The sequence below is a fragment of the Microbacterium aurantiacum genome, assembly GCF_031625015.1.
In the GTDB taxonomy this organism is placed as follows: Bacteria; Actinomycetota; Actinomycetes; order Actinomycetales; family Microbacteriaceae; genus Microbacterium; species Microbacterium aurantiacum.
This window is the reverse complement of the sequence record NZ_JAHWXH010000002.1, coordinates 71,283-87,816: the sequence shown is the minus strand read 5'-3', so window position 1 is coordinate 87,816 and position 16,534 is coordinate 71,283. Positions and strand designations below refer to the sequence as shown.

The 16,534-nt window shown below is 69.8% G+C and carries 15 protein-coding genes; 3 read left to right on the top strand and 12 right to left on the bottom strand.

The features are described 5' to 3' along the window. Positions 1 to 29: 29 nt before the first annotated feature. The 9 genes from ftsW to KZC50_RS10010 form a co-directional block, all read right to left on the bottom strand. A complete protein-coding gene (gene ftsW / locus KZC50_RS10050; protein WP_310891604.1) occupies positions 30 to 1,274 on the bottom strand; it encodes a putative lipid II flippase FtsW in 1,245 nt (414 codons plus the stop codon). Then, positions 1,231 to 2,793: a UDP-N-acetylmuramoyl-L-alanine--D-glutamate ligase gene (gene murD / locus KZC50_RS10045; protein ID WP_310891603.1), complete on the bottom strand. Its 1,563-nt coding sequence runs from the start codon at positions 2,791 to 2,793 to the stop codon at positions 1,231 to 1,233. Before murD ends, ftsW begins: the two co-directional genes overlap by 44 nt. Next, positions 2,775 to 3,887, bottom strand: a complete 1,113-nt coding sequence (gene mraY, locus KZC50_RS10040) for a phospho-N-acetylmuramoyl-pentapeptide-transferase (protein ID WP_053547272.1) — start codon at positions 3,885 to 3,887, stop codon at positions 2,775 to 2,777. Before mraY ends, murD begins: the two co-directional genes overlap by 19 nt. Further along, entirely contained in the window at positions 3,884 to 5,296 is a 1,413-nt protein-coding gene (locus tag KZC50_RS10035) for a UDP-N-acetylmuramoyl-tripeptide--D-alanyl-D-alanine ligase (RefSeq protein ID WP_053547271.1), read from the bottom strand. The genes mraY and KZC50_RS10035 overlap by 4 nt, the downstream gene beginning before the upstream one ends. Positions 5,297 to 5,321: 25 nt before the next feature. Beyond that, complete coding sequence (locus tag KZC50_RS10030) at positions 5,322 to 7,109, bottom strand: peptidoglycan D,D-transpeptidase FtsI family protein (RefSeq protein ID WP_310891602.1); 1,788 nt, start codon at positions 7,107 to 7,109, stop codon at positions 5,322 to 5,324. A gap of 32 nt (positions 7,110 to 7,141) precedes the next feature. Further along, entirely contained in the window at positions 7,142 to 7,741 is a 600-nt protein-coding gene (gene ftsL, locus KZC50_RS10025) for a cell division protein FtsL (RefSeq protein WP_053547269.1), read from the bottom strand. Continuing rightward, entirely contained in the window at positions 7,738 to 8,691 is a 954-nt protein-coding gene (gene rsmH, locus KZC50_RS10020; RefSeq protein ID WP_310891601.1) for a 16S rRNA (cytosine(1402)-N(4))-methyltransferase RsmH, read from the bottom strand. The genes ftsL and rsmH overlap by 4 nt, the downstream gene beginning before the upstream one ends. 100 nt (positions 8,692 to 8,791) lie before the next feature. Further along, positions 8,792 to 9,223 (bottom strand): division/cell wall cluster transcriptional repressor MraZ, encoded by a 432-nt coding sequence (gene mraZ, locus KZC50_RS10015; protein ID WP_053547267.1) that lies wholly within the window; start codon positions 9,221 to 9,223, stop codon positions 8,792 to 8,794. A gap of 167 nt (positions 9,224 to 9,390) precedes the next feature. Continuing rightward, positions 9,391 to 9,765 (bottom strand): SCO2097 family morphological protein, encoded by a 375-nt coding sequence (locus tag KZC50_RS10010; RefSeq protein ID WP_053547266.1) that lies wholly within the window; start codon positions 9,763 to 9,765, stop codon positions 9,391 to 9,393. 65 nt (positions 9,766 to 9,830) lie between these two features. Between KZC50_RS10010 and KZC50_RS10005 the strand changes: the two genes are divergently transcribed. Further along, the gene (locus KZC50_RS10005) at positions 9,831 to 10,925 is read left to right on the top strand and encodes a polyprenyl synthetase family protein (RefSeq protein WP_310891600.1); all 1,095 of its coding nucleotides are present in this window, start codon (positions 9,831 to 9,833) and stop codon (positions 10,923 to 10,925) included. Positions 10,926 to 10,961: 36 nt separating this feature from the next. Here the strand turns inward: KZC50_RS10005 and KZC50_RS10000 are convergent, their stop codons facing one another. Continuing rightward, complete coding sequence (locus KZC50_RS10000; RefSeq protein ID WP_310891599.1) at positions 10,962 to 11,309, bottom strand: Rv2175c family DNA-binding protein; 348 nt, start codon at positions 11,307 to 11,309, stop codon at positions 10,962 to 10,964. 145 nt (positions 11,310 to 11,454) lie between these two features. Here KZC50_RS10000 and KZC50_RS09995 point away from each other — a divergent pair, with 145 nt between their 5' ends. Together KZC50_RS09995 and pknB are read left to right on the top strand one after the other, a co-directional pair. Beyond that, positions 11,455 to 12,426: a LysM peptidoglycan-binding domain-containing protein gene (locus KZC50_RS09995; protein ID WP_310891598.1), complete on the top strand. Its 972-nt coding sequence runs from the start codon at positions 11,455 to 11,457 to the stop codon at positions 12,424 to 12,426. 43 nt (positions 12,427 to 12,469) lie between these two features. Then, entirely contained in the window at positions 12,470 to 14,413 is a 1,944-nt protein-coding gene (gene pknB, locus KZC50_RS09990) for a Stk1 family PASTA domain-containing Ser/Thr kinase (RefSeq protein WP_310891597.1), read from the top strand. A 43-nt stretch (positions 14,414 to 14,456) separates the two neighbouring features. Here the strand turns inward: pknB and KZC50_RS09985 are convergent, their stop codons facing one another. Continuing rightward, entirely contained in the window at positions 14,457 to 15,794 is a 1,338-nt protein-coding gene (locus KZC50_RS09985) for a class II 3-deoxy-7-phosphoheptulonate synthase (protein ID WP_053547261.1), read from the bottom strand. 42 nt (positions 15,795 to 15,836) lie between these two features. Next, positions 15,837 to 16,532, bottom strand: coding sequence for a lysophospholipid acyltransferase family protein (locus KZC50_RS09980; protein WP_236968548.1), 696 nt, complete (start codon positions 16,530 to 16,532; stop codon positions 15,837 to 15,839). Between the last annotated feature and the right edge of the window lie 2 nt (positions 16,533 to 16,534).

Genomic DNA, 16,534 nt, shown 5'->3' with positions numbered 1-16,534 from the left:
ATCGACCCTACCGGCGGGACGCTGTGAGGTCAGCGCGCCCGGGGGCGACGTGCCGCGGCGATCGCCGCTTCGCGTCGCCGTGCGACGTCCGGCAGCGTTCGGGAGAAGGCCAGCAGCACGCCGCTCGCGAGCAGCACCGACATGAGAGACGTCCCCCCCTGCGACATGAAGGGCAACGGGACGCCGAGGACGGGGAAGACACGGAGCACGACGCCGATGTTGATGAGCGCCTGGCCGACGATCCACACCGTGATCGCCCCCGAGACGATCCGCACGAACGGGTCGTCGGTCTTGCGGATGATGTGGAACGCACCGACCGCATAGAGGGCGAAGAGACCGAGCACGACCGCGCAGCCGATCAGGCCGAGCTCTTCGCCGACGATGGCGAAGATGTAGTCGTTCGCCGCCGCGGGGAGCCAGTCGTACTTCTCCCGCGAGTTCCCCAGCCCGAGCCCGAAGACTCCGCCGCCGGCCAGCGCCCACATGCCGTGCAGCGGCTGGTAGCAGTCGTTGAGGTAATCCGAGAGGCAATCGGTGTTGAGGAAGCTCATGAAGCGCCGCATGCGGTCGGGGCTCGCGACGGCGAGGTAAGCCACCGCCGCCGCGGCGCCGAGCGCGGGAAGGACGAAGATCCGCAGTCGCACCCCGGAGAAGAACAGGGCTCCGAGGACGAGGAGGGCGAGGATCATCGCCGTGCCGAGATCATGACCGGCGAGAACGGTGGCGATCACGAGCACCGCCACCGGCACGAGCGGGATGTAGACGTGACGCCACAGCGCCATGAGCGTCTGCTTGCGATAGAGCACATAGCCCACCCACAGGGCGAGGGCGAGCTTGAGGAACTCCGACGGCTGCGCCTGGAGGCCGGCGATGTTGATCCAGTTGCGGTTTCCGTCGTTCGAGACGCCGAGGGGTGTGAACACGAGGAGCTGGAGCACCGTCGCGCCGATGAGCGCCGGCCACGCCATGCGCTTGAGGAACGCCAGCGGCAGCCGGCTGGCGATGAACATCAGCGGGATGCCGAGCGCCGCGAAGACGAGCTGTTTGACCGCGGCATCCCACGGCGCGACCCCCGCCGCCGTCGTCGTCGCCGAGGTCGCCGACAGCACCATCACGAGCCCGAACAGGGTCAGCAGCAACGCCGTGGAGGCGATGAGGAGGAACTCGCTCGGCACGGGCGCGAACACGCGGCCGAGGCTGACCCGGGCGGAGAGTCCGCGACGCTCGGGCTCAGGGGCCGAGGTCGGGAGATTCCGGGGATGCGTCGTGCTCACCCTGCGCTCCCGTCCGGATCCGATCGTGCACCGCGGCGGCGAATCTGCGCCCGCGGTCTGCATAGGAGGAGAACTGGTCGAAGGATGCCGCGGCCGGCGCGAGGAGGACCACGTCGCCGTCACGCGCGATCCCGGCGGCCAGTTCGACAGCCCTCGCCATGACGTCTTCAGTCTGAGCGGCGACCGCCTCGAACAGGGGCACCCCCGGCGCGTGTCGCGTGAACGCGTCGACCACGGCGGAACGGTCTTCGCCGATGACGACCGCCGCCGTGATCGACGACGCGCGTGCGGCTACCAGCTCGGAGATGTCGACCCCCTTGAGGAGTCCCCCCACGATCCAGACCGCTCCCGGGTAGGCGGCGAGCGAAGACGCCGCCGCGTGAGGATTCGTCGCTTTCGAGTCGTCGACCCAGGTGATCCCGGCATGCCGCGCGACGATCTCGATGCGGTGAGGATCCAGACGGAAGGAGCGGAGGGCGTCGCGGATGGCGGCGGGTTCGACGTCGAGCGATCGCGCCAGGGCCGCCGCGGCCAGGATGTTCCTGACGATGTGCGGAGCCGCCAGCCCCGCCTCGTCGAGCTCGGCGACCGTGGTGAGCTCGAGCGCGCTCGTCCGCCGCTCCTCGAGGAACGCGCGGTCGACCAGGATGCCGTCGACGACGCCGAGGTCGCTCGGGCCGGGGACGCCCAGGTCGAAACCGATGGCGCGCGCACCCTCGACGACCTCGGCGTCCTCCACCATGGCGCGGGTGGCGGCATCGGCCTTGTTGTAGACGCACGCGACGCGGGTCCGGTCGTAGACATGGGCTTTGGCGTCGCGGTACGCGTCGAAGGAACCGTGCCACTCCAGGTGATCGGCGGCGAGGTTCAGGCACACCGCGGCGTGCGGCGAGACCGGCTCGGGCGAGTCCTGGCGGCCGAGGTACCACAGCTGGTGGCTCGACAGCTCCACGACCAGGACGTCGAAGCCCCCGGGATCGCGGATCGCGTCGAGGACGGGCGTCCCGATGTTGCCGACCGGAGCGGCGCGCAGGCCGCCCGCCACGAGCATCGTGGCCGTGAGCCGCGTGGTCGTCGTCTTCCCGTTGGTGCCGGTGATGAGCACCCAGTCCGCCGGACGTCCGTCCGGACGGACGACCTTGTCGCGTACGCGCCACGCCAGCTCGATGTCTCCCCAGAGCGGGATCCCCGCGTCCTCCGCCCACCGCACGAGCGGGTGGTTCGGCGCGAATCCCGGCGAGGCGACGACGACGTCGGGGGCGAACGCCACGAGATCGTCCGGAACCTCGTCGAGCGGTCCGGTCCATGCCCCGACGCCGATGACCGGAAGGAGGCGCGCGTACTGCTCGTCAGCGCCCTCGCTGACGACCAGCACCTCGGCGCCGAGTTCGGCGAGGGTGTCGGCGACGGAGAAGCCGGTGACCGAGAGGCCGAGGACGGCGACGCGCAGACCCGTCCAGTCCGCGTACCAGCTGGTCAGCCCCTGCAGACGCTCGGCGCTCACGTGCGGGTCAGCCATTCGACGTAGAAGAAGCCGACACCGGAGACGGCGAGGAGCCCGGCGATGATCCACATCCGCACGACGATCGTGATCTCGGGCCAGCCGCGCATCTCGAGATGGTGGTGGAGGGGACTCATGAGGAAGAGGCGTTTTCCACGGGTCACCTTGAAGTACGCGCGCTGAAGGATCACCGAACCGGAGGCGATGACGTAGACGCCGGCGACGAGGACCGCGAGGAGTTCGGTGCGGGTGAGGATCGCCATGGCGGCGAGGACGCCGCCGATCGCCATCGAGCCCACGTCGCCCATGAAGACCTTCGCCTTGGGCGCGTTCCACCAGAGGAACCCGACGAGCGCACCGACGAACGCGGCGGAGACGATCGCGAGATCGAAGGGATCCCGCACGGCGTAGCACGCGGGCTGCGCGGTCGCGGAGAGCGCCTCACCGCCCCAGCAGGCCTGGTTGAACTGCCAGAAGGCGATGAGGCTGTAGGCGCCCGCGACGAATATGCCCGCGCCCGCGGCGAGGCCGTCCAGGCCGTCGCTGACGTTCACGGAGTTTGAGAACGCCGTGCCGATGAAGGAGATCCAGGCGAGATACAGCAGCCAGCCGAGGATGGGTCCGAGGACCATGAAGGACAGCACGGGTACGTCGCGGAAGACCGAGATGTACGGGGATGCCGGCGTCTGACCCCACTGGTTGGGGAAGTTCAGCGCCACGATCGCGAACGGCACGAGCACGAGGATCTGGCCGACGATCTTCCGCCAGCCCGAGAGGCCCAGGCTCCGCTGCTGCCGCACCTTCATGTAGTCGTCGATGAAGCCCACGGTGCCGAAGCCGAGCATGAGCCAGAGGACGAGGAGACCGGAGATCGTGGGCGGGTTGTTCCCGGTGTAGCCGCCGACGAGGTAGCCGACGATCGTGCCGACGATGAAGATCGTGCCGCCCATGGTGGGCGTTCCGCGCTTCTCCCCGTGGCTGGGGTTGTGCAGGTTCTCGGGGGTCCGGATCACCTGTCCCCAGCCCCACCGTCGGAAGAGCCTCAGGAAGACGGGGGTGAGGAAGAGGGTGAATGCCAGCGAGATCGCCGCCGCGGTCAGAAGGGATCTCACGAGAAGGATTCTCCCAGACGGTCGCCGAGGAACCGCAGCCCCACCGAGTTGGAGGACTTCACCAGCACGCGATCCCCGTCGCGCAGCTCGCCGAGCAGGTAGTCGTACGCCTCGTCCGCCGTGGCGAAGAAGACCGCCTCGCCGTCCCAGGACCCCTGCGCGATCGCTTCGAGGTACATGCGCCGCGCCTCGGGCCCGACGATGACGATGCGCTGGATGCCGAGGCGGACCGCCAGGAGCCCGATCCGGTCGTGCTCGTCCTCCGCGTACTCACCCAGCTCGCTCATCGCCCCGAGGACGGCGACCGTGCGCTCGCCGGGGCGGGTGATCTGCGCGAGGGTCCGCAGCGCGGCGGCCATGGAGTCGGGGCTGGCGTTGTAGGCGTCGTTGATGATGCGCACCCGCTCGGACCCGAGGGGCTGCATGCGCCAGCGCTCGGCGAGCTCCAGTGTCTCCACGCGCGCCACGGCGTCGGTGAGACTCACTCCGAGGGCCGTTGCCGCGGCGATCGCGGCGAGGGCGTTCATCACGTGATGCTCGCCGAGGACGCGCAGGTGCAGGGGCGCCGAGACGCCGTCCGCCACCACCGTGCAGTGGGTGCCGGACGCGGTGACCTCGACGGCTTCGGCGCGGACGTCGGCGTCGGCGCCGCGGCCGAACCACCGCACGTTCACCTCGCCCTCCGCGGCGATGGGTGCCATCGCCGCGACGCGGGCGTCGTCCGCGTTGAGGACGGCGAGCCCGCCGGCCCGGACCGCGCGGACGAGTTCGGACTTGGCGTGGAACGTGGCCTCGATGCCGCCGAACCCGCCGGCGTGCGCCATCCCCACCATGAGCACGATGCCGACGTCGGGGTGGACGAGACCCGCGAGGCGGGCGATCTCCCCCGGCGCGCTCGCGCCGAACTCGCTCACGAGATACCGGGTGTCGGCACCGACGCGGAGCATCGTCAGCGGCGCCCCCACCTCGTTGTTGAACGAGGCCCGGGGCGACACGGTCTCTCCTTCGCCCTCGAGGATCCGGGCGAGGAGGTTCTTCGTCGTCGTCTTGCCGTTCGAGCCGGTGATCCCGACGATGCGCAGATCACCGCGCTCCCGGACGTCGGCCACGACGGCGCGGGCGAGATCGGCCAGCGCGGTCACGGCATCCGCGACGACGATCTGCGTCAGCGGAGCATCCACGGGACGTTCGACCAGGGCGAGCGCCGCGCCGGCCTCGGCCGCCGTCGCCACGAACCGATGCCCGTCGGTGGTCTCCCCCGGCTTGGCGACGAAGACGTCGCCCGGGCGGATGAGGCGGGAGTCGGTGTCGACCGTCCCCGACACGACGGTGTCGAGCGTGTCGTCACCGGAAAGGAGTGGGTCGCCGGCCGTGGCGCGGGCGATCTGGGCGATGGTGAGAGGGATCATGTGTTCTCCGGCCGGGTCGGAGTGCTCATCCGAACTTCGGCAGAACCTCGGGCGACGTCGTGGAGGGCATGACGCGATAGGTCTTGAGGACCTGGGTCATGGCCTTCTGGAACGCCGTCGCGTTGGCCGCAGACGATGTTACCTTCGTCGGCTCGTCGAGGGTGACCACGACGAGGTACTCGGGGTCCTCGGCGGGGGCGAATCCCACCATCGAGGTGTAGTAGACGCCGGACTTGTAGCCGCCGGTCACGGGGTCGACCTTCTCACCCGTTCCGGTCTTGCCGGCGACACGGTAACCGGGGATCGCCACCTGCGGCGAGTAGGACGCCTGCAGGAAGACGTTCTCGAGCATCGCCCGCACCTGCGACGCGGAATCCTCGCTGATGACCCGCTCCGGCTCGGGCAGGTCGGGCGTGGTGACCGTGCCGTCGGCGGCGGTGCACGACTCGACGAGCGAGAGCGGCATCCGCACGCCGTCGTTGGCGATCGCCGCGTACGCCCCGGCGAGCTCGGGCATCGTCGTGGTGAGCCCCTGTCCGAACGAGGTGTTGTAGAGCGTCTGGTTGTCCCACTGGTCGGACGGGCGCAGCACACCCTGCTCCTCGCCGTAGAACGAGACGGCGCTGCCTTCCCCGATGCCGAACCTCTGGAAGTAGTCGTACCGCGTCTGCGCGTCGACCTTCTCGCTGAACTTCGAGATGCCCGCGTTGGACGAGTCGATGAGGACGCCGGTGAGGGTGTAGGCGTAGGCGGGGTGGGCGAAGGCGTCGCGCACCCGGGCCCCGTTGGCGAAGGTCTCCTGGCTCGACGCGACGACCGTCGACTCGGTGTTCTGCCCCCCGGCGTCCACGACCGTGGCGGCGGTGAGGGCTTTGAAGGTCGACCCCGGCTCGAACGTGCCGCGGAAGATCCAGTTGCCTCGATCGTCGAGCTCGCTCGCGAGCGGGTCGTTGGGATCGACGCTCGGGTACTCCGCCGCCGCGCGGATCTTTCCGGTCTTCGTCTCCACGACGAGGATGCCGCCGCGCTGCGCCCCCATGTCCTGCACCTGTTCGCCGATGAGCTGCTGGAGATACCACTGCAGGTCGCGGTCGATGGTGAGTGCGAGGGTACCGCCGTCCTCGGCGGCCTGCACCTTCTCGGTGCCCGGGATCAAGACCCCGTCCTTGCCCCGCTGGAAGGTGCGCGACCCCTCGGTAGGCGCCAGGCAGGAGTTCGCGGAAAGCTCGTAGCCCTCGAGAGCCGTACCGTCGGATCCCACGAATCCGATGAGGTTGCCCGCCACCGCCCCGTCCGGGTAGGCGCGGGCCGGGTGGGGCACGCACACGATGTACGGCATCGCCAGATCGGCGAGCGCCCGGTACTGCTCGGTGGTCACGCGGCGCTCGAGGTAGGCGAAGCGCGAGTCGGGATTCTCCGCCAGCGCGTCGGCGACGATGGCCCGTACCGCCGCGACATCCTGCCCGGTGATCTCCGCGACATCGTCGGAGACCTCGATCCACGGGCGCCGGGAGGAGGTGCCGTCGAGGATCTGGGTGTCGATCTGAGTGATGAGCAGCGGGTCGAGCTGGCAGTCGTAGAGGAGGATGCTGCCGGCGAGGGTGTCTCCCTGCTCGTCGACGATCTCGCCGCGCGCGCCGTAGAGCGTCTGCGAGCCGCCGAGGGCGTTCTCGATCGAATCAGCGACGTGCTCGTCGGCGTTGACGATCTGGATGTCGACCAGACGCACGATGAAGCCCGCGAGCACCGCGAGGACCACGGCGAGCGCGACGACGGTGCGCCTGCGCGGGCTGCGGGTGGTGCGGGTGGTCATGTCTCTCGCATCGTCGTGGCGGGCCGGTGGGATCAGTGTGTGCTCGGTGTGGGCAACCCGTCGGTGATCGGCGGCGGCGTGTCGGAGACCGTGCCGTCGGCACCCATGACCGCGTCCAGCACAGGGGCCCCGGCGATCGTCGCGTCCGGATCGGTGACGAGCGGGGTTCCCGTGATCAGGGCGTTGGGCACGCTTCCCCGCGTGGCGGCATCGATCGAGGCCGAGCCGCCCGCCATCTCCCCCGCCCCGAGGAAGGCGCCGTCGCTGAGCCGGAGGTAGCTGGGCGCGTCGCCGATCACCATGCCGAGTGCCGACGCATTGGCCGCGAGGTACTGGGGCGAGGACAGGCCCGCGACCTCGTCGTAGAGGATCTGCGACTGGTAGGTCAGATCACGCTGCTGCTGAGTGAGGGCGGCCACTTCGTACGCGCCCTGGGTCGTGAGGATCGACAAGGCCATCTGCGCCCCGGCGATCACGAAGGCGCCGACGACGGCGATGACGCCGAACGCACGCCGCGGGCGACGGCGACGCGCGGGCGCGTCCACGACGCGGAGCGGACGGATGCCGTCCGGTCGTGCGTCGGGGGCGCGGTGAGGAAGCGCCGACCCCCACGGCTGAGCGGCGGCACTCATGCGTCCTCCCGGATTCTGACGGCGGCGCGCAGGCGCACGGGAGTCGCGCGGGGGTTGACCGCCCGCTCCTCCTCGGTCGCGAGTTCTGCGCCCTTGGAGAGCAGCCGGAAGCGCGGCGCGTGCTCGGGCAGCTCGACGGGCAGGCCACGCGGGGCGGTGGACGCCGAGACCGCCGCGAACTCGCGCTTGACGAGGCGGTCCTCGAGGGACTGGTACGACAGCACGACGATCCGGCCGTCGACGGGCAGGATCTCCAGCGCGGCGGGAATCGCATGCTCGAGGACGGCGAGCTCGCGGTTGACCTCGATCCGCAGCGCCTGGAAGACGCGCTTGGCGGGATGCCCGGCCCGCTGGACGGCGTGCGGGGTCGCGGCGACGAGGATGTCCACGAGTCGACCGGACCGTTCGATGGGCTCCTCGTTCCGCGCGGCGATGATCGCCCGCGCATACCGTCCGGCGAGCTTCTCCTCCCCGTACCGCTCGAAGATGCGGCGAAGATCCCCCTCGCCGTAGGTGGCGACCACCTCGGCGGCGGTGATCCCGTCGCTCTGGTCCATCCGCATGTCCAACGGTGCATCACGGGAGTAGGCGAAGCCGCGGTCGGCGACGTCGAGCTGGAGGGAGGAGACGCCGAGGTCGAAGAGGATCGCCGTCGGCGCGCCGAGGCCCACGGACGCCACCGCGTCCGCGATGCCGTCGTACACCGTGTGCACCAGGTGTACCCGGTCGCCGAAGCGCGACAGCCGCTCGCCCGCGATCCGCAGGGCGTCGCGGTCCCGGTCGAGTCCGATCAGACGGGCGCACGGAAAACGGTCGAGGAAGGCTTCGGCGTGTCCGCCCATGCCCAGGGTGGCGTCCACGAGGAGCGCGTCGTCGGACTCGAGGGCGGGGCCGAGGAGCTCGACGCATCGCTCGAGGAGAACGGGGGTGTGGATGTCGCGGAGGTTCATGATGAGGGGGTTCCGTTCCTCGGCCCTGATCCCCATCCGCTCTGACCTGGCGCCGGGGAAGTGCGTCAGGGCGAAGCGGCTGGGAGTCACGGTCGAGGGCTCAGAAGAGTCCCGGGATCACCTCCTGCTCCAGCTCGGCGAACGTCTCTTCGTTCGCTTCGGCGTAGGCGTTCCAGGCCTCGGCGTCCCAGATCTCCGCGTGCGCACCGACACCCGTCACGACGAGGTCCTTTCCGAGACCCGCGTACGCGCGGAGGGGCACGGGGATCGTGATGCGGTTCTGCCCGTCCGGCTTCTCCGCGCTGGCGCCGGAGAGGAACATGCGCAGGAAGTCCCGCGCCTGCTTGTTCGCGAGAGGGGCCTCGCGGATGCGTTCGTGGACACGCTCGAACTCGGCCGTGGAGAAGACATAGAGGCAGCGGTCCTGCCCGCGGGTCACCACGACGCCGTCTCCGAGGTCGTCGCGGAACTTCGCCGGAAGGATGACGCGACCCTTGTCGTCGAGTTTGGGAGTGTGCGTGCCCAGCAGCATCGGCTCATCCCACCCCCTTCGTCCGGCCCCGAAGTTTCACGCCACTTTACTCCACTTTCCTCCACTTCGATACCCATTCGCACCCCGGATCCACCCTCCTCCCCCACGGCGCACGAAAAAGAGCACCGACCCGAAGGTCGGTGCTCTTTTTGTTGGAGAGAGGAGGGTCAGCGTCCTTCTTGACGCTTGTCCCAACGGTCGTTCATGCGATCCATGAAGGAAGCCGAACTCTGCTTCGGCGCCCGGGCTCGAGACACGTCGGGCTCGGCCGGAGCCTTGCCGGATGCCTTGCCCGGAGTGACCGCGAAGATCACGCCGCCCAGCATGACGACGAACCCGATCACGCCCACCACGATCAGCTGCTGCGAGACGCCGACGATGAGTCCGCCGAGGCCCAGCAGCACGAGGATCGTGCCGTAGACGATGTTCCGGTAACTGAGCGTGCGTCCGTCGCGAGGCGCACTGACGACATCGGCGTCGTTCCGCATGAGATGGCGTTCCATCTCATCGAGCAGGCGCTGCTCCTGTTCGGAGAGTGGCATGCGTCCCCCTCTAAAGGCTGTGGTTCGTCGATTCTACGTGGCCCGTAGATCACTAGGCTAGGCCCGTGTCACCCTCTCGCGCTCCGATCGAAGCCATTTCCCAGCGTCTGGACACATTCCTGGGTCTCCAGCGCGCGACGACGGCCGAGTTCGGCCCCGAAGCGCGCCTTCTGACCGACGCAGCCGGCGCCGCTCTGGCGGGCGGCAAGCGCCTGCGCGGCAGGTTCTGCGTCGCGGGATGGCGTGCCGTGGAGGCGCTGCGCTCACCCGTCGAGGACTTCCCCGACGCCCTGATCGGCGTCGCCGCGTCCCTCGAGGTCTTCCACGCCGCAGCCCTCGTCCACGACGACGTCGTCGACAACTCCGACACCCGTCGAGGGCACCCTTCCGCCCACCGGGCGCTGGAGGCCGCGCACCGCGCAGCGCAGTGGCAGGGCGACGCGGAGGCGTTCGGTCGTTCCGGGGCGATCCTCCTCGGCGACCTGCTCGTCGCGTGGAGCGATGACCTTCTCGAAGAGGCCGTCGGGTCGGTGGACGCGTCGCGCGCCCGCGCCGCCCGGGCCGAGTACGCCAAGATGCGGAGCGAAGTCACGATCGGCCAGTTCCTGGACGTCGCGGAGGAGTCAGCCTTCCGCACCGAACCGGACGAGCGCCACGCCGAACGCGCACTGCGCGTCGCGTCGCTCAAGTCCGCCCGCTACAGCATCCAGCAACCCCTCCTCATCGGCGCGGCGATCGCAGGAGCCGACCAAGCACAGTCCGCCGCGCTGGCGGCATTCGGGCACCCGCTCGGCATGGCCTTCCAGCTCCGAGACGACGTCCTCGGCGTCTTCGGCGATGAGAAGGAGACCGGGAAGCCGTCCGGCGACGACCTGCGCGAGGGGAAGCGCACCGTCCTGATCGCTTATGCGCGCGAGGCTCTACCCCTTCCCGCGCGGCGCGTCGTGGACGATCTCCTGGGCGACCCCTCCCTCGAGGACACCCAGATCGCCTCCCTTCAGCAGACGATCATCGACGCCGGCGCTCTGGAGCGCGTGGAGCAGCTGATCGCCGACTACGCCCGACAGGCGGAGCGCGCGCTGTCCGGCGCACGCCTGGACAACGCGGCCGTCGGAGACCTGCGCGAGCTGGCACGGGCGGCGACCGTCCGGGTCACCTGACCCGACGGGATGAGCCTGATCGGATGGAGAAGACGGTCAGGCCAGAGCTCGCGCCACGCGGCGCACCTCGCTCTTGCGGCCGGCGCGGAGCGCCTCGATCGGCGCCATGCCGATGGAGTCCTCGTCCGCGAGCAGCCAATCGATCGCCTCATCGTCGCTGAAACCCGCGTCGTGCAGGGCGATGACCGTGCCCCGGAGGGACGGGAGCGGTGCACCGTCCATGACGAAGAGCGCGGGGACTTTCAGGGATCCGTCGCGTCGCGTTCCGACGAGGTGGTGATCGTCGAGCAGGCGCCGCACCCGACCCAGCGGTTCGTCGAGGACCTCGACGAGATCAGGGAGCGTCAGCCACTCGGTGGCGAGAGGGGAAGCATCGGCAGTCACCCGTCAACTATCTCACTGCCGCAATCGACCGCTGATACCCAACTCTCACACAGCCCTCATGAACCTCATTCGCCACACCTTTAACATGGGAAAGCCGGACGCCCGCGCGCGACACGCATCGTGTGCCCTCGACGAAGGAGACCCCATGCGTCATCTCACCGCTCCCACCCGCGGCCCCGCCCTCCCCCTCGCCGTCGTCGGTTCGCTCGCCGTCGCCCTCTCCGCAGCTCCCCCGTCACACGCGGACACCCTCCGAACGCACGCCGACCCGAAGAGCACGGCGAGTCCCGTCGAGGCCCCCCGGGCCGCGGTTTCGGTGATCGGCAGCGCCGAGACGGGTGCCGCGACCCGCCACACGGTCGTCGCCGGCGACACCGTCAGCGGCATCGCCTCCCGATTCGGCGTACGCACCGAAGACGTCCTCGCGCTCAACGGTCTCGCGTGGGAGTCCGTGATCCACCCGGGGCAGGAGCTCGTCGTGCGCGCCGCCGCCGCGCCGACCCCCACCCCCGCCGCCGCGTCGCACACCGTCGTCGCGGGCGACACCATCAGCGGGATCGCCGGGCGACACGGCGTGAGCGTGGAGAGCATCCTGGCGGCGAACGGGCTCCAGTGGTCGTCCATCATCTATCCGGGTCAGACACTGGCGCTCCCGCTGGCGGCGACGCCCGCGGCCGCGACGACGCCCGCCCCGGTCGGGCTGTCGGTGCCGTTGGACGACGAGCAGTCCACCCACGCCCGTCACATCATCGCGGTGGGACGCGAACTGGGGGTTCCCGACCGCGGCATAGCGATCGCCCTGGGCGCGGCGATGCAGGAATCGTGGATCCGGAACCTCGACTGGGGCGACCGCGACTCCCTCGGGCTCTTCCAGCAGAGGCCGAGCACCGGCTGGGGCACGGAAGCTCAGCTCCGGACGCCCGATCACGCGATCCGCGTCTTCTACGGCGGCCCGGCCGACCCGAACGGCCCCGCGACGCGCGGTCTGCTCGATATCCCCGGGTGGGAGCAGATGTCGTTCGCCGATGCGGCCCAGGCCGTGCAGATCTCTGCGTACCCCGACCGCTACGGAGCCTGGGAGCACGCGGCGTACGAATGGCTGGCCGCGCTGGGGTGAGCCGCTCCGCGGACTCACGGCTCGGCGTCCGTAGACTCTGAGCGTGAGCACGAGTCAGCAGACCGACCCGCTGATCGGCCGTCTCGTCGACGGCCGGTATCGGGTGCGTGCTCGTATCGCCCGTGGCGGCATGGCGACGGTCTACGTCGCGACCGACCTGCGGCTGGAACGGCGCGTGGCGTTGAAGGTGATGCACGGCCACCTGAGCGACGACAGCGTGTTCCAGAGCAGGTTCATCCAGGAGGCCCGCTCCGCCGCCCGCCTGGCGGACCCCCATGTGGTGAACGTCTTCGATCAGGGCCAGGACGGCGAGATGGCCTACCTCGTCATGGAGTACCTGCCCGGGATCACCCTGCGCGACCTGCTCCGGGACCAGCGACGCCTGACCGTTCCTCAGGCGGTGACCATCATGGACGCCATCCTCTCGGGCCTGGCGGCCGCGCACCGGGCCGGCATCATCCACCGCGACGTCAAGCCGGAGAACGTCCTGCTCGCCGAGGACGGTCGCATCAAGATCGGCGACTTCGGCCTCGCGCGCGCGACCACGGCCAACACCGCGACCGGGGCGCAACTGCTCGGAACCATCGCCTACCTCGCCCCGGAGCTGGTCACGCGCGGGACCGCGGATGCGCGCAGTGACATCTACGCCCTCGGCATCATGCTCTACGAGATGCTCGTCGGCGAGCAGCCCTACAAGGGCGAGCAGCCGATGCAGATCGCCTTCCAGCACGCGACGGACTCGGTTCCCCGGCCCAGTGTGAAGAACCCGGCCGTGCCGGAACCGCTCGACGAGCTCGTTCTGTGGGCGACCGAGAAGGTCCCCGATGACCGACCGGCGGATGCGAAGGAGATGCTCGACCGTCTGCGCGAGATCGAGCGCCACCTCGACATCACCCCCGTCGTCACCCGGACCGGCCCGATCTCGGCGACCCGTGGCGACGGAATCGCCTCGGGCGACCTCACCGCCGTGCTTCCCGCCACGACCGGCACCGCACCGGCAGCCGCGTCCGAGGGGAACGACAACGCCGCGCGCCTGCGTCGCGCCTCGCGGCGCCGGCGTGCGGTGGGCGGGTGGGTCTTCCTCCTCATCGTCCTGCTCGCGACGGCGGCCGCCGGCGCCGGGTGGTGGTTCGGTTCCGGCCCCGGAAGCCTGGTCGCCGTCCCCGACGTGGCCGGACTCACTTTCGAGACGGCGAGCGAGCGACTCGCCGACGAAGGCCTGGTGGCCCGGGAACGAGGTGAGCACAGCCTCGACGTCCCCGCAGGCCAGGCGATCGGGACAGATCCCGAAGCGGGAACACGCCTCGAGCAGGATGCCGCGGTGGAGGTCATCGTCTCGCTCGGCCCCGCGCAGGTGCAGGTGCCCGCTCTCGTCGGCACGTCCAAGACCGAGGCCATCGAGGCCCTCGCCCAGCAGGACATCACCGCGGACGGCGAGTCCGGGTTCTACACCGACGCCGCACGCGACAGCGTCGTCGGCGTCGTGATCCGGCCGAGCGCGGGCGGTGAAGAGGTGCCGTGCGGCGACGGATGCACCGCTACCCAGGGCGACGCCGCCACGCTGTGGGTTTCGCTCGGAACGCTCCCCAACGTGCGTGGCATGAGCGCTGAGGATGCACGCGCCACCCTGACCTCATCGGGGCTCGAGGTGGCCGAGGGTGCACTCGAGCAGTCCAGCGAGGACATCGCAGCGGGGCTCGTGGTCGGAACGACCGATCGCGAAGGAGGCGGGTGGTGGCGTCCTGGAGACTCCATCTCCCTGATCATCTCCACCGGTCCCCCCCTGTTCGAGGTCCCCGACGTGGTCGGACAGACCCGCGATCAGGCGATCGGAGCCCTCGAGGACGCCGGCTTCCAGGTCGACTACTCGGCACTGTGGGCGCCGTTCCCCGACGCGATCACGCGGGTGTCGAGCTCGAACCCCGCCGCGGGCTCCCTGCTGTTGCGGGGGACGCGCGTGTACATCGAGATCTCCGTCAGCGGCTGACGGCGCCGACCCCGACGATCCGGGTCGACGCCGTCGCGGCCGATCAGCGCTTCTCGAGCTCCTCGGCGACGAGGAACGCGAGCTCCAGCGACTGCATGTGGTTCAGACGCGGGTCGCACAGCGACTCGTAGCGTGTGGCGAGGGTGGCCTCGTCGATCATCTCCGAGCCGCCGAGGCACTCCGTCACGTCGTCGCCCGTGAGCTCCACGTGGATGCCGCCGGGGTAGGTCCCGACGGAGCGGTGAGCCTCGAAGAACCCACGGACCTCGTCCACCACATCGTCGAAGCGACGCGTCTTGTAGCCGGTGGGCGTGGTGATGCCGTTGCCGTGCATCGGGTCGGTGACCCAGACCGGCGTGGCCCCGGCATCCTTGACCGCTTCCAGCAGCGGCGGGAGCGCGTCGCGGATCTTGCCGGCCCCCATGCGCGTGATGAATGTCAGACGACCGGGCTCGCGCTCCGGGTCGAGCTTGTCGATCAGCTGAAGAGCGACGTCTGGTGACGTCGCCGGTCCGAGCTTGACGCCGATGGGGTTGCGGATGCGGGAGAAGTAGTCGATGTGCGCGCCGTCGAGCTCGCGCGTGCGCTCCCCCACCCACAGGAAGTGGGCCGAGGTGTTGTACGGCGTGCTGGTGCGCGAATCGATGCGCGTCATGGGGCGCTCGTAATCCATGAGGAGACCCTCATGGCCGGTGTAGAACTCCACCCCGCGGAGCTCGTCGAAGTTCGCTCCGGCCGCCTCCATGAACTTGATGGCGCGGTCGATCTCGGTGGCGAGACGCTCGTAGCGCTGGTTCGCCGGGTTCTCCGCGAATCCCTTGTTCCACGAGTGCACCTCGCGGAGGTCGGCGAACCCGCCCTGGGTGAAGGCGCGGATGAGGTTCAGCGTCGATGCCGCGGTGTGGTAGCCCTTGAGCAGGCGGGCGGGGTCGGCCTGACGGGAGTTCTCGGTGAAGTCGTACCCGTTGACGATGTCACCGCGGTAGGCCGGCAGGGTGACATCGCCGCGCGTTTCGGAATCGCTCGAGCGGGGCTTGGCGAACTGCCCTGCCATGCGCCCCATCTTCACGACCGGCATCGACGCGCCGTAGGTGAGCACGACGGCCATCTGGAGCACGGTCTTGATGCGGTTGCGGATCTTCTCGGCCGTCGCGCCGGCGAACGTCTCAGCGCAGTCGCCGCCCTGGAGCAGGAAGGCGCGACCTGAGGCCACGCGCGCGAGCCGATCGCGAAGGTTGTCGACTTCACCGGCGAAGACGAGCGGCGGGAGGGTCGCCAGTTCTGCGGACACCGCGGCGACCGCCTCGGGGTCGGGCCACGACGGCTGCTGCTTGATGGGCAGGGTCCGCCAGTGGTCGAGGGGATCGAGCTGCTGGAGCATCCGCTCAGTCTATCCGCGCCGACGCGCGGGCAGATGCACGTTTCAGCGGCGGCGGGGGCGGGTGACGAGGCGGTCTTTCACGGTCGACGCGTAGACGTCTTCGTACTCCTGCTCACCGAGCCGCTGCAGCGCGACCATGATCTCGTCGGTGATCGAACGGAGGATGTAGCGGTCCCCCTCCATCCCCTCGAAGCGAGAGAAGTCCAGCGGCTCGCCGATGACCACCCCGACCCGGGCGACGCGCGGGATGCGGGTGCCGATCGGCATCATGGTGTCGGTGTCGACCATCACGACGGGGACGACGGGGACGCGCGCTTCGAGCGCCATCCGGGCGATGCCGGTGCGGCCGCGGTAGAGCTTGCCGTCGGGGCTGCGGGTGCCCTCCGGGTAGATCCCGAGGAGCTCCCCTCTCCCGAGCACCTGGAGACCGGTGTTCAGGGACGCCTCCGACGCCTTGCCGCCGGACCTGTCGATCGGAAGCTGACCGGTCGCCTTGAAGAAGACCCGGGTGGCCCAGCCCTTCAGCCCCTTGCCGGTGAAGTAGTCGCTCTTGGCGAGGAACGCCACCGGCCTGTCGATCATCAGCGGCAGGAAGACCGAGTCGACGAAGGAGAGATGGTTGCTGGCGAGGATCGCGCCGCCTTCGGCGGGGACATTCCGGCGGCCGACGATCCAGGGTCGGAAGATCGCCTTCACGATCGGCCCGATCACCACGTACTTCATCAGCCAATAGAACATCG